This window comes from Rhizobium sp. P40RR-XXII, assembly GCF_012641405.1.
Taxonomy (GTDB): domain Bacteria; phylum Pseudomonadota; class Alphaproteobacteria; order Rhizobiales; family Rhizobiaceae; genus Rhizobium.
The window spans coordinates 73,276-95,186 of sequence record NZ_JABAII010000010.1; the positions used below are offsets into that span (position 1 = coordinate 73,276).

Sequence of the window (21,911 nt, forward strand, 5' to 3'; positions counted from 1 at the left end):
GACATGGATGTGACAAGATATCGAATGTCCGAAACACTCGGACAGAATGGCATTTCTGCCAGTCGTGTCGTCTGATTGTACCCGTCTCGGCGCAAATGGATATTCCGCAGCCACAGCCGCGATGATTTTGGTCTCAACGACGATCTCGATCTACCGAAGTCAGGTTCGAACACCCTTGAGGGGGACCGATCAGGCGAGGTAGGTCGACGTGGCCGGTTCGCTCATTCCGGTTGTTCCGTCCGCTGTCTCGAAGTCGAAAAATTTCTGGGTGACGAGGGCGGCCGCGCCGCGTGCCCAGGAATTGTCTTCCCAATCGGGCAGGAGAGACGGCGAGGCGAAAAAGGTGCGAGCCGCCATGCTGGCTTCCAGCGGGCCGAAAAGAGCATCGCCGAACGAAACGGCCTCGCCTCCGATGACGATGACCTCAGGGTCGGTGATGTTGACGAGGTTGGCGAGAGCCTTGCCGATCCCGGCGCCGGCGTCACGCAGGATATCAAGGACCTTGGCATCTCCTGCTTTTGCTGATTCCAGCATGTCGGAGAGGTTGTGGCTACTATCTCGACCGGTCGCCTCGCGCCATGTGCGGAGCATGGCCGGTTCGGAATAATAGGCCATCAGGCAGCCACGCTTGCCGCATTCGCAAAGCCGGCCATTCTCCTCATGCAAGGTATGACCGAATTTGCCGGCCGCGCCATGGGCGCCGCGGTAGAGTTTTCCATCGACGATGACCGCGCAGCTGATGCCGACGCCGATCGCAAGCACGGCCATATTGCGATGATGCCTTCCCGGGCCAAAGAGCTGTTGGGCGATGGCATAGGCATTGGTATCATCCTCGAGCCAGACCGGTACCTTGACCTTTTGCGCGACCATCGATGCAAAAGGCACATTGTTCCACTTGAAGCGAAAACTGCGCACGCAGACGGCCTGGCCGTTGTCGATGACGCCAGGCATGGAAACACCAATGCCTGCCAGTCGTGCGTGAGGACGCCCCGCGGCCTTGACGAGCTGGGGCACGGCTTCAGCCAGCGTCGTTGCAACGTTTTCCGGCTCGTTGTCGTCAAGGGACAGGCGGCAGGAGGCAAGCGGGTTGGTTGCAAGGTCGGTGACGACGCATTCGACGGAACCGACCATCAGCTTGAAGCCGATCGCCAACCCGTTGGTGTAGTTGATCTCGACGGGTATGGGGCGCCGGCCCGAAAGCCCGGCCACGGCCTTGCCTTCGGCGACATGCCCTTCCTCGATCAGGTCGGCAATGACGAAGGTGACGGCCGCTGGACTGAGGCCGGTGATCGTTGCGATTTCGGCGCGGCTTTTCGGCCCTTCTTGTCGCAGAAGGTTCAGGATGAGCCGCCGGTTGAGGGCTCGCGAAGTGCTCTGATCGCCTTTCAGCTTCACGATGTCTCTTTCTTAATTTTGTAAATTAATTATTGCGTCCGTTTCAGACTTATGCATAACTTCACTCGTCGATCAACATCCGGCAGGTGCGCAAGCACGAAGAAGTCAGCAATAGGACAAGGTTTCTCGAACCGAGGGTTCCGGGCGGTGCAAATGCATTGCGGCGGCAGGTTTGTTGCGACCGTTGCGTAGGGGGCAAGAGGGGCGTCCGCCGCGCATTCCGTCCGGTTCGCTGGCTAAGGACGAGATAGATACCACAACGGGAGGAGTCCAAATGACTTTCAATTTGCTTGGAAGGCCGGCAAGCCGGCGCAATTTTTTGAAGGGGGCAGGGGCGGTTTCCGCCGCAGCGCTCACCGGTTTTCCCATGCCCGCCATTGCGCAGGCGCAGGACATCAACATTATTTCCGACGAGAACAACGCCGATGCACTGGCGATCCTGCGCAAGATGGCCGACGATTTCGGCAAGCAGGCCGGCGTCAAGGTCGTGATCAACAATATGGATCATGAGGCGCACAAGACCGCGATCCGCAACTATCTGGTCGCCGGTGCGCCCGATATCTGCTTCTGGTTCTCGGGAAACCGCATGCGCGCCTTCGTCAAGCGCGGCCTGTTCGACGACATCTCCGATCTCTTCGAAAAAGAGAAATACAAGGATGTCCTTGGCGCGGCGGCCGGTTCGGTCACGGTCGACGGCAAGCAATACGGTCTGCCGACGGGCGGCACGCTCTGGGGCATGTTCTATCGCAAGGACGTCTTCGCCCAGCTCGGCACCGCCGTGCCGGCAAAGTGGGACGATTTCCTCGCCTACGGCGCCAAATGCAAGAGCGCCAACCTCACGCCGATCGCGATGGGCACCAAGGAATTGTGGCCGGCAGCCGGGTGGTTCGATCAGATGAACCTGCGCATAAACGGCCTCGACAAGCATATGGCGCTGATGAACGGCGAGATGAGCTATCTCGATCCGGCGCTGAAGCCGGTGTTCGACATGTGGGAAACCCTGATCAAGCAGGATTTCTTCACGCCGAACAACACATCCTTCGGTTGGCAGGAGGCGGGTGCGCTTCTGTCGCAAAAGAAGGCTGGCATGATGAATCTCGGCGCCTTCGTCCGCTCCACTTTCCCGAAGGAGGAGCTCGATCAACTCGCATTTGCTCCTTTCCCGATGATCGATGCGAAGATCGGCCGTTTCGAGGAGTTTTCGCTGAACTCGGTGCATATCCCGGCCAATGCCAAGAACAAGCAGGGTGCGCGCGAATTCCTCGCCTATTTCTATCGGCCGGAAAACCTCGGCCCGTATCTGGAACCTGGCGGCAACGTGCCGCCCCGCAACGATCTGCCGCCCGGCAAGGATCCGCTCGTCAACGCTGCCGTCGAAGCGCTGAAGACAGTGCAGGGCACCTCGCAATATTACGACCGCGACAGCGATCCCGACATGGCCCAGGCCGGCCTCGTCGGCTTCCAGGAGTTCATGGCGAAGCCCGAGCGGCGCGATGCGATCCTGAAGCGGCTCGAAGGTACGCGCAAGCGTATCTACAAGATCTGACCTTCCTCCCAGCGACCGGCAGGCGGAGCCACTGCTCCGCCTGCCCATACCGAACGAGGATAAGATGATGAGAATTTGGCGCCGCCATCGCTGGTGGCTCACCCCGACTTTGTTGATATTGCCTGCGGCCATTCTCTTTTCGGTCGTGATCCTGTGGTCGGCGATAGAAAGCCTCTGGATCAGCCTGCACGAATGGGATGGCTTTAGCCCGATGACCTGGATCGGCTTCGGCAATTATGTCGAGCTGTTCAACGACCCGCAATTCTATGTCTCGTTGAAGAACAACATCATCTGGCTCGTCATGTTCATGGCAGCGCCGCCGCTCGGATTGGCGATTGCCCTGCTGGTCAACCAGAAGATTCGCGGCATGCGGCTCATGAAGTCGCTCTTCTTCATTCCGCTGGTGCTGGCCTCGGTCGCCGTCGGTGTCGTCTTCACCTGGGTCTATACGCCGCAACTCGGTTTGCTGGCTCTGGTCTTCGGCTTTTTCGGCGCGACCGCCCCCGCGGTCCTGTCGGACGAGCATTTCGTCACCTTTGCGATCGTGATCGCAGCGCTCTGGCCGCAGATCGCCTTCTGCATGGTGCTCTACCTCGCTGGATTGAACAATCTCAGCGAGGAATTGATCGGCGCCGGCCGTGTCGACGGGGCGAGGGGCTTGAACATGCTGCGCCATATCGTCCTGCCGCAGCTGACGCAGGTGACCTTCATCGCGATCGCGGTCACCGTCGTCGGTGCGCTGCGCTCGTTCGACATGGTCTCAGTGATGACGCAAGGCGGTCCTTTCGGCTCATCCGAAGTGCTTGCCTACCAGATGTTTGAGCAATCGATCTTTTCCTATCGCTTCGGCTACGGTGCCGCGATCGCCTCGGTTCTGTTCGTGATCATGGCGGTATTCATCGTCTGGTACCTCACGCGCATCATTCGTATCGAAGAAAGAGGGGCCTGATGTATCCGCGCCCAATTGCCGAAGATGCCATCTGGCGGCGTCGCTTCTATTTCATTGCCGTACTCGCCATCCTGATCCTCTGGCTCTGCCCGCTGTTTGCCATCATCCTGACGTCGTTCCGCTCGACGCAGGATGTCATGGGCGGCAATCTCTGGGGCTGGCCGACACAGTTCGGGCTGGTGGAGAACTACACGTCCGTCTTCACCCAGACGCCGATGGCGCGCTATTTCCTCAACAGCCTGATGATCACCCTGCCGGCCGTCGTCGGTGTGCTGATCCTGAGCACGCTTGCCGGCTTCGTGCTGGCGCGTTATCGCTTTCGCGGCAACATGCTGGTGTTTGCCCTGTTCGTCGGCGGCAATTTCCTGCCCTATCAGATCATGATGATCCCGGTGCGCGACCTGATGGTGCGTATCGGCCTCTACGACACGCCCGTGGCGCTGATCATCTTTCACATTGCCTTCCAGACGGGCTTTGCGACGCTGTTCATGCGCAACTTCATCGCCGCCTTGCCGGATGAGCTGTTTCAGGCAGCGAGAGCGGAGGGCGCGACACCCTTCCAGACGCTGGTTCACGTCGTCGTGCCCCTGGTGCGCCCGGCGCTGGCAGCGCTTGCGATCCTGATCTTCACCTTCGTCTGGAACGATTACTTCTGGGCCGTGGTGCTGACCATCAGCGATACGGTGAAGCCGGTCACGGCTGGACTTGCTAATCTGCGCGGCGAGTGGGTGTCCGCCTGGAACCTGATCTCCGCCGGCACCATCGTCGTCGCCGTGCCGCCGGTCATCATGTTCTTCCTGATGCAGCGGCATTTCATTGCCGGGCTCACCATGGGCGCGGTGAAGGGATGAAGATTCCATTCGCCGTATCCGCCCTCCGTGCCAATCCTTTCCTTGCGAGCCTAGAAGCATGACCAGTCTCGAACTCCGTCACATCAACAAGAATTACGGCGCCTATCACGCGCTGCGCGGTATCGATCTCTCGGTCGAGCAGGGCGAATTCATCGTCATGGTCGGCCCCTCCGGCTGCGGCAAGTCCACGCTGCTGAAGTCGATCGCTGGGCTGGAGACGATCTCTTCCGGCCAGATCCTGATCAATGGCCGCGATGTCACCGTCGCCGAGCCGGGCGAGCGCGGTATCGCCATGGTGTTCCAGTCCTATGCGCTCTATCCGCATATGACGGTCGCCGAGAATATGGGCTTCGGCCTGCGCATGGCCAAGCGGCCGAAGGCGGAGATCGATGCGGCAGTGGCGCGCGCCGCCAAGATCCTCAGGATTACCGATCAGCTCGACAAGCGGCCGAAGCAGCTTTCCGGCGGCCAGCGCCAGCGCGTCGCGATCGGCCGCGCCATCACCCGCTCCCCGGATGTCTTCCTGTTCGACGAGCCGCTTTCCAATCTCGACGCGGCACTTCGCACGCAGATGCGCGTCGAGTTGAGCAGCCTGCATGCCGAGCTTGGCGCGACCATGGTCTATGTCACCCATGACCAGGTCGAGGCCATGACTATGGCGAGCCGGATCGTAGTTCTCAACCGCGGCATCATCGAGCAGGTGGGCTCGCCGTTGGAGCTTTACCGCAATCCGGAAAATTTATTCGTGGCGGGCTTCCTTGGCGCGCCGCGAATGAATTTCTTCACGGTGACCGTCGATCGGACCTTGGCACATAGCGTGACTGTCTCCGCGCCCGGTCTTGCGCCGGTTGCCGTCGAGCTCGCGCCCGGTTGCGAGGTTCGGCAAGGAGAAAAGCTCACCCTCGGCATCCGGCCAGAGAACATCTCCGTCGCTGAGGGGCGATCCGCGAGCGCGCCGATTTCGGGCCAAGTCCGCCTCGTCGAGCATCTCGGGCGCGAGACGATCCTCTACGTCGATGCCGGCGCGCTGCAATGCATCGGCTCCGAAAGCGGCACCGGCAACATCACCGTACAGATCGGCCATGTCGCCGGCATTGCCAACGATGCGCCGATCGGCCTCAGCATCGATCCTAAGGAAATCTACCTTTTCTCCGGCCAGGACGAGCGGACCATTACCGTCCGCAAGCCAATTCTAGATAAATAACAGTTCAGGAGCCTGATATCGTGTCAGTGAGCAGCAGTAAGAACGACCTTTCCGTATGGCGGACCATCAAGACCGACAGGTTTCTTGTGGGAGCACCGCACTATCCGGAACATGTCGACGAGAGCTATTGGGCGCGTGACGCCAAGCGCATGGCCGAGGCCGGCTTCAATGTCGTACGCCTCGGCGAATTTGCGTGGCATCTTTTCGAGTCGAAGCTCGGCACGTTCGAGTTCGATCTCTTCGACCGTGCCATCGAGGTGCTGGCGCGCCACGGCATCGATACCATCATGTGCACGCCGACGGCGACGCCGCCGCGCTGGCTGACGGCCGCTCATCCCGAAATCCTTCGCGTCGACGGCAACGGCCGGACAATGAGCCACGGTTCGCGTCAGCATGCCGACACCGCAAGCCCGGTTTTCCGCGAGCACAGCAAGCGAATTACGAAAGCGATGGCCGAGCACTACCGGGATCATCCCCGTGTTATCGGCTGGCAGACGGACAACGAGCTCAACACCAGCATGCCGGAATCCTTCTCAAAGGCGACGCTTTCGGAGTTTCAGGCCTTTCTTGGCGAGAAATACGGGACGATCGACAGGCTCAATTTCGCCTGGGGCGGCGATTTCTGGGCGACGGCCTATGACGATTTCAGCCAGATCGTGCTTCCGATCGAATTCGGTCCTACCTTCCCCAGTCCCGGCCATGTCCAGGACTACCATCGCTTCCTCGCCTTCGCGACGGCCCGCTTCCAGCACGACCAGGTGGAAATCCTGCGGGCGACCAAGCCCGAGTGGTTCATCTTCCACAATCTCGGCGGTCTTCGCGATATCGATTTTCGCGGGCAGTTTTCCACCGATCTCGATTTCGTCGGCTACGACATCTATCCGATGCTCTATGACGAATTCCAGCGCATCGGCAACCATGCCAAGGTACAGGCACTCCACCTCGACATCTGCCGCGGGTTCTCGGGAAACTACATCGTGCCCGAGCAGCAGTCCGGCTTCGGCAGCCAGCCGGGCTTCTGCACGCTGACGCCGGAGCCCGGCGAAATGCGGCGCATGGCCATGTCGTCCGTTGCGCGCGGCGCCGATGGCCTGATGTTCTTCCGCTGGCGGCCGGCGCATTTCGGCGCGGAAATCTACTGGATGGGTATCATCGATCATGACGATGTGCCCCGTCATCGCTACGACGAGGCCAAGCGTTTCGCGACCGAGATGACGGCGCTCAAGGACAAGATCCTCGGCACTTATGTGCGCATGGATGTCGGCATCGCCGGCTCGGATTTCGACAATCAGGAGGCGCACAAGACCTATTCGATCGGATTGCCGAGCCCACAGGACGACGCCGTTCAGCTGCATCAATATTGCTACGATCGCGGCATTGCCTGCGGCTTCATCCATCCCGAAGACGATCTGTCGCGGCTGAAGTTGCTCTATGTGCCGCATTGGGTGATGTGGAAGGACGATTGGACCGAGCGGCTTGAGGCTTTTGCCCGGGACGGCGGCACCGTTATCATCGGTGCGCGCACCGGCACGCGTGATGAAAACAACCATGTCATCCGCGAGGCCGCGCCGGGCTCGTCACTGACGCGATTGACGGGTGTCAAGGTGGAGGATTTCGGTCGCCTGGCAGCCCCCGACGCCAAGGGTCTTTTCGACGTCATGTCGCGGTCGGGCGGGCTTGTCGTTCCACCTGGCCGTCCGGCAGAATCCCATCGTCGCGTTCGCCGCTTCACTTTCGGCAATCGCGAGATCGAGGCAGCGCATTTCTACGAGAACCTGGCGGTGACGGATGATGTCGAGGTGATTGCGGCATGGTCGAACCGCTATGCCGAAGGTATGCCGATGGCAGGCCTGCGCCGGGTCGGCAAGGGCAGGGTCCTTTATCTCGGCACCTATCTGACGCCGGAACTGACGGATGCCCTGGCCGATCGTACCTTTGCGGAAGCGGGAATTGCGCCTCTTGTCGGCGATCTGCCCGAGGGCGTCGAAGTGACGATGCGCCAGAACGACGAGCGGCGCCTGCTGTTCCTGCAGAACTATCTCGACCAGCGCGCCGAGTTGAGAGAAGTCCCGGCCGGGATCAATCTTCTCGATAATGGCAAAACGGTATCCGGCGCTCTGTCGCTCGACGCCTATGGCTGCGCCATTATAGAGCTTCGCTAGGCATGATCTTTCGGCACCCGCTTCTTGGGCGGGTGCCGATTGTTGCGATGCTGCGACCACCAGTGGCCTCTCCGGCCTATTCTCATGGCCGCCCATCGCGACGCAATCCTGAGAAAGTTGCGATTTCCTCGCGGCGGGTGACAAAACCGCGCACGCTCCTATTCTCACATGCGGATTACGTCTCGAATTTCGGCGGCAGCCGATTTTGATCACGACTATTGGGAGGATATCATGACGCGCACGGTGATTATCGGCGCCACCGGCCATGTCGGCACCTATCTCGTGCCGCGACTGGTCGAGGCAGGACATGACGTGGTGGCGATCAGCCGCGGCCAGGCCAAGCCGTATTCGCCGAACAAGGCCTGGAACGAGGCCGAGATGCTGGTGATGGATCGCGCCGCCATGGAGAAGGATGGCAGCTTCGGTCCGGCCATCGGCGCATTGAAGCCGGATATCGTCATCGACATGATCTGCTTCACGCTCGACAGCGCAAGGCACCTGACGGAGACGCTTGTCGGTCATGTCGGCCATTTCCTGCATACGGGCACGATCTGGACGCATGGCTTTGCAACCGTCGTTCCGACACCGGAGGAGGCGCCGAAGCAGCCGTTCGGAGACTATGGCACCCAGAAAGCAGCCATCGAGGCATATTTGCTCGAGGAGGCGCGCCGCAGAGGATTTCCCGCAACCCTGATCCATCCCGGCCACATCGTCGGTCCGGGCTGGGCACCCCTCAATCCGGCCGGGCATTTCAATCCGTCGGCATTCTCGACATTGGCGCGCGGCGAAACGCTGGTACTTCCGAATTTCGGCCTGGAGACGGTTCATCATGTCCATGCGGATGACGTCGCGCAAATGTTCATGGGCGCGATCGCCAATTGGCGCGTTTCGACCGGCGAGGCTTTTCATGCGGTTTCAGGCGGGGCGCTGACGCTGAGAGGCTACGCCGAGGCCATGTCGCGCTGGTTCGGACATGAGCCGAAGCTGGAGTTCCTGCCCTATGAGAGATGGGCGGAAGGCCAGGCGCCGGAAGATGCGCAGGCGACATGGGAGCATATCGCCCGAAGTCCGAATTGCTCGATTGCCAAGGCCGAGCGACTGCTTGGTTACAGGCCTCGCTATACGTCGCTGCAGGCCGTTCAGGAATCGGTCACCTGGCTGATGGAGAAGGGCCAGATTGACTGACAGGTTAAGGCGTTTAGGCTCATAACCTGAAGGCCGCAGGTTCAAATCCTGCTCCCGCAACCAATTCATACTCCATAGTATCCTACGATAGCCCAAAGTTACGATCCACTGCGCTAAACAGCTACGATCGTCAGTGCTAAATCCCCGGCACGAAACACGAATTCCCAATTCAGCAGGTGCAAAGCGGGCAGGGCGCCGGCGCGGCCATGCCATGTGTTCGAGGGATATACAACGTCGCAGTATGCCAACGCCGCTTCTCGATAGGCAGGAGGCGTTCTCGCTCACCCGTCGGTGCTGGCTTCCTCGAGCGCACCCAATTCGCAGACGCCTGCGCCTCGGTCTGGAGCGACGGCGAACTCGCCCATATCGAGGACCTGTTTCTCCATGACGGTCTGCGCGATGTCCGCACTCCCACCCACGAACTCACCATCGCACGCGACGTTCTAAAAACCCGCCGGCGCATTTCTGGCCAGTCGCCGGATTGGGCGCTGTCACCCGAGGGCGTTCGCTCGCTCAGACAAATTGCGGAGATCATGTCGGCTAATACCGGCGATGCGATGGCGGTGAACGCGGTCGATCGGGAAGGAGAGGGAGATGAACCCGATGACATCGAAAATCTCCCGGGCGTCGATCTTGCAGCCATCAATGCGACGCTGGTCCGATCAGAGGCGGCCATCGAGGATGCCAAACGACCTGGCCGCGCCGGCGCTCGTGCGGCGGCTAGCCGTGCCGAAAAGGATCCGATGGTCTATGATCTCGATTGGGATGAGGATGCCCGGCTCGACGAGTGGCGTGGCGTGTTGCGTCAGGTCGAACACGTGCCGGCGGTGCTGCAGGCGATCGTCGCCCTCGATGCCTAAGGAGCTTTCTCTCCTGCAGCATGCGCCTTGGCTCGACAGGCTATTTGCAGCGTCGATCCTGCGCGAGGCCGGCATCACCGGCGCCCATCTCGCGGCCGTCAATTTCGGCCTCAAATCCATACCGGCTGATCGGCGCCGGGATCGCGATCGGGAAACGCGACTGCTCGCCATCGCCGAAGGGTTTCTGGCGGCCGCCGAGATTTGCATGAAAGAACAAGATCGGTTGGCACTGGCGAAAACGATGACGGATCGAAAGCTCGAAGGGCGACGGCCTCTTCAAAACTGCCGGAGCAGGTCGAGCTGGTGATGGCGAAACCGCTGGTGTCGGCGGGGATGGTGGCCAAAACGCTCGAGGTCACGCCGCAGGCGGCGCGGGGCATCGTTTTGGAACTCGGCTTGCGCGACGAGATAACGGGGAGGGGGAGGTTCTGCGCGTGGGAGATTCCTTGAGAGGTGCCCCATGTTGCGTTGGATTCGCTAGCTGCATTCTTGAGGATTTGTCGTGTCCGTTGCTCGGACGCCGTTGGAAACTTACAGGGCCACCAGCAGGAACAGCATCACTGGAAAAAGCTGTCTTGCCCGCAACTTAAAATAAGTTATCGATATTAATACGCGCAGCATCGTGCAAATGCAGTCTTTGAGAATTCGGAGCTTACGAGCTTGGTTGGCTATTTTATGAAACTGGCAAGTCCACTTGCTGCGATCACATCGAGATTTACTCGGCGCCGTAACGACAAAGGCGCCGTATCTCGGTTCATTGACCTTGCTCCGACCGACAAAGCGGATCCCGCTGGTGTATATTCGAGCGCCTTGACCGAGGCGATCGAAAATCCTCGTGTGATGAATATTGCTCTTACTGGACCTTACGGGTCCGGAAAGAGCAGCATAAGGCTGCGCGGCTCGGGCTTTGGCTATTGGGCCAAGCACTCCTCGGTGTACCTCACGAGGAGATCCGGGTTTTGGACGTTATCCGTGGCGAACCCTTCTCAATTGATCGCTATCCGCTTGCAGGAAACGAGGAAGATAGCTTCCGAGACCGATACGCTGCCCTCCTTGAAGAATGGGAAGCGCTTCGAGCAGAATACGACTGACGGTCTTGCCAGCAGATGTGAGAAGGATGCTGGCGGGACACCGATGCATATGCGGTTGTCGCAAAAGTGAAACTTAGTAGATCAGGGGGAAACGACTGTTTTCGGCCACAAACTGGCTATCCTTGTCAGGCTAACGTGCTGAATCGTCAGTTAGACTGACACCTTAGACATGATTTGGTAAACGGGCCGTAGGTTCGCATCCCTTCAAGGCGAAGAATGCAGCGGGGTGGCGCACACGGAAATCTTCTATAGACGCTGTAATTCATATGCATTACGATTGGTCTTTCAGTTGGAGATAACTATGGCTTCGAACGCACTCGTTCAAACTCGCATTGATGCTGAAGTTCGAGATCGTGCCTCTGCGGTGCTTGAGAGCATGGGTCTTACGGTGTCGGACGCGGTTCGTATCTTACTCACACGGACGGCGAACGAGGGAGCATTACCGCTCGAACTTATATCAGGCAGCGAAGCTCATGATGCTTGGTTTCGCAGCAAGGTCCTTGAAGCGCTGAACGACACGCGACCTGACGTTTCGGATGATGAAGTCGAGGCTCATTTCGAAAAACGGCGAGCGGCAGCGCGCGTTAAAGCAGCGGCGCGCAAGTCGTGAAGCTAACCTGGTCAGCGTTTGCGTTGTCAGATCGAGACGCCATCTTCACCTTTATCGAGGCGGATAGTCCCTCAGCTGCCATCTTGGTCGACGAACGGATCGTCGCGGCTGCTCGTCGCTTAATTGATTTTCCGGCGAGTGGTCGTGTTGGCAGAATTGCCGGGACGCGCGAACTGGTGATCAACGGTACCCCATATGTCGCGGCTTATGCTGTAACGCAATCGGCGGTTCGCATTCTCCGCGTACTTCATGGCGCACAGGAATGGCCAGACACTATTCCTACCAGCTAGGCTCCGAACTTCATGTCTGGGATCAACCGGTCGCCAATTCGATTCCGTTCAATAGCCTCGATATTTCCTTCTCACAACACTGATGGTCGATTGGCGGTATCAGACAGGGGGTAATACTTCGGTGCCTTTTGCGTGATGCCGGGGTGTATAGTCCTCCTGCTTTCCTCTGGATAATGTGACCTACAACTTCTCTCTTGCCCTGGTTGCTGGCAAAGGGCGTTCCCCCTTTGAAATGCCAGGAATGCCAATGCCGAACGTTGCCCTCTATGCCCGATACTCCTCCGACCTCCAGAACCCACATTCGATTGACGATCAATTCAACCTTTGCCGTCAGTTCGCGGAGCGTCAAGGGTGGAAGGTCGTCGGGTACTACCGCGATGAAGCCATCTCCGGTGCCAGCATCCGCGGCAGGGAGGGAATCGCCCGGTTGCTGGATGATGCGCAGGCAGGGCGGTTCGACATTTTGTGCGCCGAGGCGCTCGACCGAATTTCCCGCGACCAGGAGGACATGGCTCATATTTACAAGGCCCTTCGATTTCGTGGAATTGCCCTGCATACGGTGGCCGAAGGATTGACCGACGAGATGCACATTGGCCTCGAGGGCACGATGAATGCGCTGTTCCTAAAGGATCTGGCTGAGAAGACGAAGCGCGGCCAACGCGGACGGATCGAGAAAGGACGTTCGGGCGGAGGTCTCGCCTACGGCTATGACGTATCCAATAATGGTGAAGGCGGTGCCGGAGGCCGCTGCATTAACGAGCAGCAGGCGATTGTCATTCGCCGAATCTTTGTAGCCTTTGCCAAGGGAGAGACTCCCAATGCTATTGCGGCTGCGCTGAACCGGGAAACCGTTCAGGGGCCGGGCGGACATTCCTGGGGTGCCACCACCATTCGCGGACATCGGGCGAGGGGGACCGGTATTCTCAACAACGCCCTTTATCGCGGAGAGCTTGTCTGGAACCGCCAGCGCTTCATCAAAGATCCAGTCACCGGAAAGCGTCAGGTACGCCTTAACCCAGAGACGGAATGGGTCAGACAGGATGTTCCCCATCTGCGGATTATCGACGAACCTTTGTGGCAGGCGGTGAAAGACCGACAGCGGGAGGCGGAACGGCGTCATGGAGGTGTTCGTGACGGCGTCTGGAAATCCAGAGAGGCTCGGGCGCTTGGCCTCAGACCAGCTTCCTCGAACCTATATCGTCTCCTGACCTGTGGGCAATGCGGTGGCGAGTTCTGTAACGTCGGGAGGGATCGTTACGGCTGTGCGGAGCATTACCGGCGAAAGACCTGTTGCAATGGCAAGACGGTCCAACGAAGGGTAATGGAAGCAGCGGTCAGGGATATTCTTGCTGAGACTTCCATGTTGATCACCCATCACGCGGACGCGTTGGCTGCTGACGAGCAGATGAATAGCGATGAGCAGAGCCGCCAGATACAAAAGGATCGGTTGCAGCTTGAGAAGATAGGTCGACGGCTTCAAGGCTTGATGTCCGCCATCGAGGACGGGCTATTTACGCCAGCCTTGAAGGCGCGTTTCCAGCAGCTCGAAGACCAAGCCGAAAGCCTGCGAACGAGATTACAACTCAGCGCAAGGATGTTGGCGCCTGCGAAACGGGAACCTGAGCGGAAGTGGAACGAGCTGCAAACTTTGATTGCCAGATTGCAGGCGAGCGACACGGAGTATGATGTCCTGCAGTTCAAGCGAATGGTCGGAACGATCAAGGTCATTCCCGGAACGGCTCGCAGCACTTCCAGGTTCTCGCCAGCGTGGCAGCCATTGAATAAAACCATGAAATAATAATAGCTGCCCGCCAATTTTCCCAGCTGCTCGTTCGTTCTCGTTACTGAAACATACCGCCCATAGCCTGCGGCGTCGTGCGCATAGGGCCGCGACATTTCAGGAGAACGATCATGACGCAACATCAATCAATACCGCTGGCCGGGGGCATTCGTACATGGCTTAACGACGGTTCTGCGATGCCGCCCTGGGTTTGCGATCGAATAACGGAAGACAAGTCGCCCAACGGATCTTTCCTGATCCCGACACCTCTCGGCACAACTCGCGTTCACGCTGGCCATGTTGTCATCGAACATGGTGGCAAGTTGTGGTGCCGCGAACCGGAGGAAGTTCCTGAACTTCTGGCGGGTTTCACTGCCGAAATCGTTCCGGAAATCACGGCTATCGGCCCAGGGAAATCCGCTCAGTTTGGCACGAAAAGTAAAACCGGTTATGGGGGAAAGCGCGGAGGCCAACGGAAGATCGCCTTTGGCGCGCCGCGTGGCACCATGCCAAGTATCGAGTGGGTGCATGTTACCGAACTGACGGTCGACAGCTCTTATCAGCGATCTATCGACAACGACGGATCGCGCCGCCTTATCGCTAGCATTGCCGCAAACTTCGATTGGCGGCTTTGTGCGCCTCTGGTGGTATCGCGGCGGCATGACGGTTCAAGGGTAATCATCGACGGACAGCATCGTTGGGCTGCAGCCGTGCGCCGGGGAGATTTGCTGCACTTGCCTTGCTGCCTTTTCACCTATGACAGTCCAGAAGATGAGGCACGCATGTTCATTGTTGCGAACAGGGCGCGCAAGGCGATGAACCGTATGGATGACTTCCACGCGGCCCTTGCTGCCGGCGATGAGGATGCTCTGGATATTCGACGGCTGGTGTCTGAGGCAGGATTGGCTATCGCCCGAAGCACTTCGTCAACTGCATGGAAGCCAGGAGATGTCACTTTTACGTCTTCGATTGCCACCGCGCTTCGCAGACATGGTGATGCAGTCGTTTCGGCTGCACTGACCTGCATGGCTGAAGCATATAAGGGTGAACCACTTATACACGGTGCTTCGATCTTCGGTGCGCTCGTGCGTATCTATGCCAATCCCCCCGAGGGATTTGATCCCGACGAACTCGTACCAACACTAAGGCGATTCCCCATGGCGGAATTGAGCGAGATGGTTCGGGATCAAAAGGGAGGTGATGCCCGCGCGTTCGCACTGTCAAAAGCCGTCATCAAAGCGTTGAACAGGGCAGATGCATGACCGTTTGATAGTCATCTGCCGCGCTCAATGGGGAGCGCGGCAGACTGCACTTCAGGTATTCAGGCGATTGTGCTTTCTCGAAATCAGAATGGTAGTCAGGCCTTTCTGTCGTGCTGTAGAAGGGCGAACGTCACAATCGCAATCGGGTACATCGTGTGGGCGAGTCAAAAGACAGTATAACGATACGGCTCTCGGAAGCGGACGCCGCAGTGGTTAAGCGTGCAGCCGACCAATGCGGTCAGTCGCCGGTGGAGTTTGCTCATACCTCCATTCTAAGATTAGCAGGCAACGTGATAAATGGGCGTTTGATTGTCATGGCCCCTGAACGGTTTTCGGATTTTTGTCGAGCTTTATCCAAGTCGGTTGCACCGGTTCCGGAAATGGTCGAACTGATAAATCGGTCAGCACATTGGGAGCGAGGACGCGCTGCCGATAAATAATCTGCCCCTGATGTTACCCCCGGTCGCCGTTGTAAGTGCCAGGCGGTGGCTATGAGTGAACGCTTAGACTGGTTTCTATCCGTGTGTAATTATCGCTAGGCTACTACGCGACTGTACGAAATAGGCCGCTTTTACCGCCGTTCGTAAGAGATTTTAGCAAAGAATGGCGTCGTTGCGATGATCGCAAGTAAAGATGAAAGCAGGCCCCCGCAACCACTCTACAGCACGCCACGCTATCCAAAAATACGATCTAGTGCGCACAGCACGGCGATCAGTCGCCTGCGTCATGGATGGCCGAATCTGGCCACTCGCCATCGCTCAGGGTCTCTTGGGAGCGAGTGAAATTGGGATGACGGAGCATATCGGCTCATTCGGCTATTCCGATCGGGACCGCCGGATCTCATCGAACGATCCGGCCGGTGAAGGGCAGAAGCAAGCCGTTATGCGACCTGTGCGGCAAGCGTTACGGCATCCGCGCCGGCCGGGATGCGAAACGGCGAAGAGGCATCGGTCACTGCCTGCCAGACCGCTTTTGCCACGTCGCTCGCAGTGGTGATTTCGGCCGGCTGCGGTGGCGTTGCGGAGAACACCTGTTTCGCCCAGCCGGCATAGGCTTCGGGTATGCCGTTTTGCGAGCGGTCGCGGGCGGTCGCGCTAAAGGAGGTTTCCGGCGCTCGACCGGGGACGATCAGCCGAACGCGCACTCCAAACGGTGCCACCTCCAACGCCATGTTTTCGCTGAATGCTTCTACGGCCGCCTTGCTGGCCGTATAAGCGGACAACATCGGCAATGGCTTGAGTGTCACGGCGGACGACACGTTGACGATCACGCCCGTCCCTTGCGCGCGGAAGCCGGGCAGTACGGCTTGTGACATTGCCATGGTGCCGAACGTGTTCAGTTCGAATAGTTGGCGTGTTGCGTCGATCGACACACCTTCCAGCGTCCCCATCAGACCGGCACCGGCATTGTTGACCAGGGCGTCGATCGGTCCTGCTTCCTCCAGAGCACGAGCAATGTTGGCAGCGTCGGTCACATCGAGTGCAACGACGCGCAGCCGGTCGGATGCGGGCAAGAGATCCCGACGAGGCATGCGCATCGTGGCAATGACAGTCCAGTCGCGATCAAGGAAATAGCGGGCAGTTTCAAGCCCGAAACCGGATGAGCAGCCGGTGATGAGGATGGTGTTCATGTGAAACTCCTGTGTGTGATGATGATTTTGCGCAACGTTGGAAGGCGCGGACGGAAAAGGTGTCCGGCGGCCTGCTTCGTCTCGACGCTGCCTTCCGGCGCAGCATCGGCTGCCAGCGTCGCGACCGTATCGGAAAATGCGGGATCGCCGGGGTAGAGCGCGCTGCGGAGGAAGTCGGTTGAAAAGCGCTGGATCGCGGCGACCCGCTGGGGCCGTTCGTCTGTCGTCTCGCGCGCCTCGTAACCAGGGATACCGCCAAGAGCATGCTCGCCGCCAAAGGCCGCAAACAATGCCTTGGGTGAGGGGCTCAAATCGTAGGCATCACGCCACCATTCGGCGCCACGTGTCGAAAGCCTGCCCACATCACGGTCGCCGATGATGATCAGGGTCGGCGCCGTCATGGCCGAGAAATCTGGATACATGAATGGGTAGGTACGGGCTGCGTATTCGGTCAGGTCATTGCCTCGACCTGGCGCCGCCAGCAGCACGCCCGCCTTCACGCGGTTGTCCTTCCTATTGACCACCGACCCGTCGTCGGGATCGGGATGGGTGGCGCCAAGCAAGGTACTGGCGGTCTGCCCGCCCCACGAATGGCCGGCAACCGCGATACGCGAGTGATCGAGCCGCCCCCGGATCATCGGTGCCTCGCTCTCGATGTGATCAAGCCCATCGAGAATGGCGGCAAGGTCATTCTCGCGGAAGCGCCAGAGTTGGGGGCGGCGAGGATCGTCTTGTGCAAGACCGAGCATCCGCGAATCCAGATGTGTTGGCTGGATTACGGCGAAGCCATGTGCTGCCCAATAATCGACGAGTGGGCCATAGGCGTGAGATGACTGGCCATTCCCGTGCGAGAAGATGATGACGGGCAGCGTGTCGCCTGAGATCGGTAAGGAGATCCGAACGTGCAGGTCAACGCCTCGTCCGGGGGACGGCAGGGTAATGGGAGAGATGGACAAAATAGCGGGTGAGCCGGGGGCATGCGCGCGGGTTTTTGCGAACGAGCTGGACATAGGACTGCGAACCTCCGAACTGGCAAACGGATCATTGATCCGTTGTACTATAAATACGGATCAATGATCCGCTTAGTAAGAAGGATCACGGAAAATGTTGCCGACCAAATTCCGGAATGCAGTCGAGGCCGCGTCACCGGCTCCTGGCGATGCCGAAGCACCCGCACCGCGAATGCGTGCCGATGCCCGCAGGAATGAGGAAGCAGTTTTGGAAGCCGCCAAGATCGTGTTCGCCCGTTCGGGGGTCGATGCGCCCATCCGGGAGATTGCGACACAAGCGGGCGTTGGGCTGGGTACGCTTTACCGCCGGTTCCCGACGCGTGCCGACTTGGTTGCCGCGGTGTTCCGCCGGGAGGTTGATGCCTGCGCCGATGCGGCAGTGCTGCTTGCCGCTGAGCACGGGCCAGCCGATGCGCTGGCAGCTTGGCTGAAGCACTACACGCGCTTCCTCGCCACCAAACGGGGGTTGGCCGCCGCGCTCCATTCCGGCGATCCGGCATTCGCCACCTTGCCGGACTATTTCCGAAGCCGATTTGAACCGGCTCTGTCGATGCTACTGAAAGCCGCTTCGGATGCAGGGGAAGTCCGTGCCGATGTCGCTCCCTACGATCTGCTGCGCGCGATCGGGAACCTCGCTGTAGCTTCGGGGGAGGACGGGCCTTCGCACACCAAACGAATGCTCATGCTGCTACTGGATGGCCTGCGTTATGGTGCGGTGAAGCCGAAGTAGCCTTATTTGCTAGCTTTGTCGGGATCGCCAAGTCGCGAAACCTGTCGGTGGTGGGGTCCAAGCCCGCTCTGCCCCGGTCTCGGGCGAGCAACTGCTATCCTTCAGTCGGTACGGAGGCCGTAGCCGTCCGGTGCTTGAGACGGCAGAGCCGCCGCAACCTCAAGCATTATATAGTGTCAAGTGACGTGTCGTCATAGCGGCGCTGGCAGTCCTGAATCACTTCAATGTTCTCGACGGTCCAGTTGAATAGGATCGCGAACGGACCTTGCAGCGACCTGCCGAGGGGCGTTAAGGCATATTCAACCCCGAGCACACGCCCATCCAAGATCCTGCGCGTCAGCATGCCATTGCGCTCAAGCTTTCGAAGCGTCTGTGTGAGCACTCGTTGGGTTACGCCATCCAGGCGACGCTTGATCGCGTTGAAGCGACGGGGCTCGCTCAATACGGCTAGTACCATCATCGACCACTTGTCCGCGATCTGGTCGAGGATCACCCGGCTCGGGCAGTCGGCATGGTAAACCGGGTCATTTACACTTGTTGGTTCATCCATCGGTATCCTCCGGCATCCCTGGGATGCTTTAGGTGCGTAATTGACGCTAGGTATCCGATGAATACTTTAGGGTCAATGGCGCCAAACCAGCGCCAGAATTTCCCGAAGAACAGAGATCTTACAGATGACAGACACAGATTTCCGCAAGATTCTAGTTTCCCAGGCGGACGGCGTCGCGACGATCACGATCGACAATCCTCCAGTCAACGTTCTCGATGTTCCTTTGATGAGCGAGATGCGCCGCTTTCTCCTTTCCGTTCGCGATGACCCGGACACGCGCGTCCTCGTTTTCCAGAGCGCAGACCCGGAGTTCTTCATTGCTCATGTCGACATGACATTGATCGATGAGCCGCACGCCTTCGACGAAATTGCTCGTGAGGCTCCGGAGGGCCTCAATCCGTTCCAGGCGCTCGGGGAACTTTTGCGAGAACAGCCGCAGGTTACGATCGTCAAGCTGGCCGGCTTGGCGCGCGGCGGCGGTGCGGAATTCGTCGCGGCGGCCGACATGGCGTTTGCCGCCGAAGAGCGGGCGGGACTCGCCCAATGCGAAGCGCTGATGGGCATCACGCCCGGCGGCGGCGCCACGCAATATCTGTCCAGCCGGATGACGCGCGGCCGCGCCCTCGAAGTGATCCTTGGCGCCGATCTCATTGATGCGGCGACGGCGGAACGCTATGGCTGGATCAACCGGGCGCTGCCTGCCTCGGAGCTTGATGGCTTCGTCGACCGGTTGGCGTGCAATATCGCCGCCTTGCCCGAAGGCGTCGTCGCCGCGGCCAAGCGGGCGTTGCTTCCTGAAGATCTGCGGGATGGCTTTAAGCGCGAGCATGAGGCCTGGGCAGGATTGTTCGAGCGCCCCGCTGCCGAAAGGCTCATCCGGGGCGGATTGAAAGCAGGAGCACAGACTAAGGAGGGTGAGAGAAATTTGGAAAGCTTGCTGCGTGCATTGAAGATGTGAGGCGTGAATGATCAGACTATAGCGGAACCGCTCCAACGAGCTGTCGTGGAGCGGTTTCAGCCGTTGATGGGCACGCCTGCGCTATTGCAAGCGCTGGCGCCAAAAATCCTCACTTCATTCGCACCGCCGTCTGCCGCGGGAAGAGGATTTCTCCAGATGATGTCTTCACTCCGGTAATGGATATTCGAAAATCATACTGCGCCGGGCAGGGTATTCCGAGCGTCGCGTGCAGCCTGGAAGCTGTTTCAGGTAAGAACGGGAGCAAACATCGAGCAACGATGGCGAGGCCGTAGACCTGTTCTGCCAGAGTAGCCCCAAGGCGATCGGATATCGCTTGTCGTTCCGCACTACCGAGTTCAACGGCTAAAGCCTTGGCATCGGACCAAGGGGCTTTGCGTGTAAACTCCCGGTTCGCGGACCCGAGGTAGGAGAAAATCTCATTCAGGGCGAGATGAAGCTCGTAGTTGTCAAAGGAGTTCAGGACTTTTTCCGGAAGGCTGGCTGCTTCGCGGACAAGAGCGCTGTCCGGAACCGACGGTGTAATTCCGGAAAAGGAGGATACAAGCAAGGTGAGAACCCGATTGACAAGGTTTCCCAGCTGCCCGCCGAGTTCTCCAGACCATGCGGCCTCAAGCCGTTCTTCAGAGAAATCCCCATCATCGGCGGAACGGATGTGGCGTAGCAGGTAATAGCGCAATGCGTCAGGGGTCTTGTAGTCCTGCACGAAGACCTCGGGATCGACGCCGTTGCCGGCCGACTTTCCGATTTTTCGACCGTCCAGTGTTAGATAGCCATGAACGAAGATCGAAGACGGGAGCGGCACTCCGGCAGACAGGAGTATTGCAGGCCAGTAAATCGCGTGAAACTTGGAAATTCCCTTGCCGACAAAATGGATGCGTTCGCCTTGTTGCGACCAATATCGCTGGAACAGGCTTTGGTCGGAACCGTAGCCGAGGCCTGTGAGATAGTTCGCGAGAGCATCGAACCAGACATAGATGACTTCGTCGCTCCGCGGCACGGGCACGCCCCAGCCGCGTGCTCTTTCAGCACTGCGCGACACACTGATGTCCTCGAGTCCTCGCCGAAGCAGGGCGAGTATTTCGTTTCGCCGGTGAACCGGGACGACCTCGATCTCGTTTGTCTCGATCAGATATCGAATGCGTTCGCCATATCGAGACAGCCGAAAGAACCAGTTTTCCTCCCTCACGATCTCAAGCGGGATACCGTGCTCCGGGCATCTTCCGTCGTCCAGATCCGTGAGTTCGTAGAACTGCTCACAGCCAACGCAATAAAAGCCCTCATAGCTTTTTCGATAGAGGTCGCCATTCCTGGCGCACGCGTTCCACAGCGAATGAACGCAGGCAATATGTCTCGTATCCGTGGATGTGCGAACGAATGCATCGTTCGAAATTTGGAGCTGCCTGCCGAGCTGTTCGAAGCGGTCTGCGTTCTCTCCCACGAAGTCGGCCACCGGACGTCCTGCTGCTTCCGCGGCGCGAACGTTTTTCAGACTGTTGTCATCCGTGCCACACTGAAACCTGACGTCTTTGCCCAGAAGTCGAGAATGGCGGGCGTAGGCATCGGCCTGCACAAGTTCGAGCGCAAAACCAACATGCGGCGCGGCATTGACGTATGGAATCGAGGTGGTGATGTAAGTTTTCGTGCTGTTCATCGGGATATCCTTGTTGAGGCTCAATGTCCCTCAAGGCGGATCGACCAATGAAAAAAACCGCCTCAAGGGCGGTCTAAGGTGCATTACAAGCGCACAAAATCCGCCACGCTAGGAGCGCGGCATCATCATAGTGGCGTTGGCGAGGCTTGTGTTCATGCTGTCAGTGCTATCATCAG

19 protein-coding genes and 1 pseudogene are annotated in these 21,911 nt (G+C 58.9%); 15 read left to right on the top strand and 5 right to left on the bottom strand.

From position 1 onward, the window contains the following. Positions 1–189: 189 nt before the first annotated feature. Positions 190–1,395, bottom strand: coding sequence for an ROK family transcriptional regulator (locus HGP16_RS19775; protein ID WP_168841717.1), 1,206 nt, complete (start codon positions 1,393–1,395; stop codon positions 190–192). A 274-nt stretch (positions 1,396–1,669) separates the two neighbouring features. Between HGP16_RS19775 and HGP16_RS19780 the strand changes: the two genes are divergently transcribed. The 13 genes and pseudogenes from HGP16_RS19780 to HGP16_RS19840 all read left to right on the top strand — a co-directional run bounded on the left by HGP16_RS19780 (position 1,670) and on the right by HGP16_RS19840 (position 15,625). Beyond that, positions 1,670–2,941: an ABC transporter substrate-binding protein gene (locus HGP16_RS19780; RefSeq protein ID WP_168841718.1), complete on the top strand. Its 1,272-nt coding sequence runs from the start codon at positions 1,670–1,672 to the stop codon at positions 2,939–2,941. A 64-nt stretch (positions 2,942–3,005) separates the two neighbouring features. Next, positions 3,006–3,890 carry a carbohydrate ABC transporter permease gene (locus HGP16_RS19785; protein ID WP_168841719.1) on the top strand — a complete coding sequence of 295 codons (885 nt, stop codon included), beginning with the start codon at positions 3,006–3,008 and terminating at the stop codon, positions 3,888–3,890. Beyond that, positions 3,890–4,741: a carbohydrate ABC transporter permease gene (locus HGP16_RS19790; protein WP_168841720.1), complete on the top strand. Its 852-nt coding sequence runs from the start codon at positions 3,890–3,892 to the stop codon at positions 4,739–4,741. The genes HGP16_RS19785 and HGP16_RS19790 overlap by 1 nt, the downstream gene beginning before the upstream one ends. A 58-nt stretch (positions 4,742–4,799) precedes the next feature. After that, a complete protein-coding gene (locus HGP16_RS19795; RefSeq protein WP_168841721.1) occupies positions 4,800–5,945 on the top strand; it encodes an ABC transporter ATP-binding protein in 1,146 nt (381 codons plus the stop codon). A 20-nt stretch (positions 5,946–5,965) separates the two neighbouring features. Beyond that, a complete protein-coding gene (locus tag HGP16_RS19800; protein ID WP_409526853.1) occupies positions 5,966–8,107 on the top strand; it encodes a beta-galactosidase in 2,142 nt (713 codons plus the stop codon). Between the two features lie 231 nt (positions 8,108–8,338). Next, positions 8,339–9,292: an NAD(P)-dependent oxidoreductase gene (locus tag HGP16_RS19805; RefSeq protein WP_168841722.1), complete on the top strand. Its 954-nt coding sequence runs from the start codon at positions 8,339–8,341 to the stop codon at positions 9,290–9,292. A 269-nt stretch (positions 9,293–9,561) separates the two neighbouring features. After that, positions 9,562–10,602 (top strand): annotated as a pseudogene (locus HGP16_RS19810) (RHE_PE00001 family protein); the annotation flags it as partial. A 210-nt stretch (positions 10,603–10,812) separates the two neighbouring features. After that, entirely contained in the window at positions 10,813–11,313 is a 501-nt protein-coding gene (locus tag HGP16_RS19815) for a hypothetical protein (RefSeq protein ID WP_168841658.1), read from the top strand. Between the two features lie 231 nt (positions 11,314–11,544). Continuing rightward, a complete protein-coding gene (locus tag HGP16_RS19820; RefSeq protein ID WP_168841723.1) occupies positions 11,545–11,853 on the top strand; it encodes a type II toxin-antitoxin system RelB/DinJ family antitoxin in 309 nt (102 codons plus the stop codon). After that, positions 11,850–12,143, top strand: a complete 294-nt coding sequence (locus tag HGP16_RS19825; RefSeq protein WP_168841724.1) for a type II toxin-antitoxin system RelE/ParE family toxin — start codon at positions 11,850–11,852, stop codon at positions 12,141–12,143. The genes HGP16_RS19820 and HGP16_RS19825 overlap by 4 nt, the downstream gene beginning before the upstream one ends. Before the next feature lie 175 nt (positions 12,144–12,318). Further along, entirely contained in the window at positions 12,319–13,941 is a 1,623-nt protein-coding gene (locus HGP16_RS19830; RefSeq protein WP_168841725.1) for a recombinase family protein, read from the top strand. A gap of 113 nt (positions 13,942–14,054) precedes the next feature. Then, entirely contained in the window at positions 14,055–15,185 is a 1,131-nt protein-coding gene (locus HGP16_RS19835) for a DUF6551 family protein (RefSeq protein WP_168841726.1), read from the top strand. Between the two features lie 155 nt (positions 15,186–15,340). Further along, a complete protein-coding gene (locus HGP16_RS19840) occupies positions 15,341–15,625 on the top strand; it encodes a DUF1778 domain-containing protein (RefSeq protein ID WP_168841727.1) in 285 nt (94 codons plus the stop codon). 440 nt (positions 15,626–16,065) lie between these two features. On the opposite strand, the gene HGP16_RS19845 is transcribed toward HGP16_RS19840, so the two are convergent. Together HGP16_RS19845 and HGP16_RS19850 are read right to left on the bottom strand one after the other, a co-directional pair. Continuing rightward, entirely contained in the window at positions 16,066–16,815 is a 750-nt protein-coding gene (locus HGP16_RS19845) for an SDR family oxidoreductase (RefSeq protein ID WP_168841728.1), read from the bottom strand. Next, on the bottom strand, positions 16,812–17,825 hold the full coding sequence (locus tag HGP16_RS19850) for an alpha/beta fold hydrolase (protein WP_168841729.1): 1,014 nt from the start codon (positions 17,823–17,825) through the stop codon (positions 16,812–16,814). The genes HGP16_RS19845 and HGP16_RS19850 overlap by 4 nt, the downstream gene beginning before the upstream one ends. 172 nt (positions 17,826–17,997) lie before the next feature. On the opposite strand from HGP16_RS19850, the gene HGP16_RS19855 reads away from it, so the two are divergent. Beyond that, on the top strand, positions 17,998–18,555 hold the full coding sequence (locus HGP16_RS19855; RefSeq protein WP_246703415.1) for a TetR/AcrR family transcriptional regulator: 558 nt from the start codon (positions 17,998–18,000) through the stop codon (positions 18,553–18,555). Positions 18,556–18,721: 166 nt separating this feature from the next. On the opposite strand, the gene HGP16_RS19860 is transcribed toward HGP16_RS19855, so the two are convergent. After that, a complete protein-coding gene (locus tag HGP16_RS19860) occupies positions 18,722–19,105 on the bottom strand; it encodes a winged helix-turn-helix transcriptional regulator (protein WP_168841731.1) in 384 nt (127 codons plus the stop codon). 124 nt (positions 19,106–19,229) lie between these two features. Between HGP16_RS19860 and HGP16_RS19865 the strand changes: the two genes are divergently transcribed. Beyond that, complete coding sequence (locus HGP16_RS19865) at positions 19,230–20,063, top strand: enoyl-CoA hydratase/isomerase family protein (protein ID WP_168841732.1); 834 nt, start codon at positions 19,230–19,232, stop codon at positions 20,061–20,063. Positions 20,064–20,172: 109 nt separating this feature from the next. On the opposite strand, the gene metG is transcribed toward HGP16_RS19865, so the two are convergent. Next, a complete protein-coding gene (gene metG / locus HGP16_RS19870; RefSeq protein WP_168841733.1) occupies positions 20,173–21,735 on the bottom strand; it encodes a methionine--tRNA ligase in 1,563 nt (520 codons plus the stop codon). Positions 21,736–21,911 lie beyond the last annotated feature (176 nt).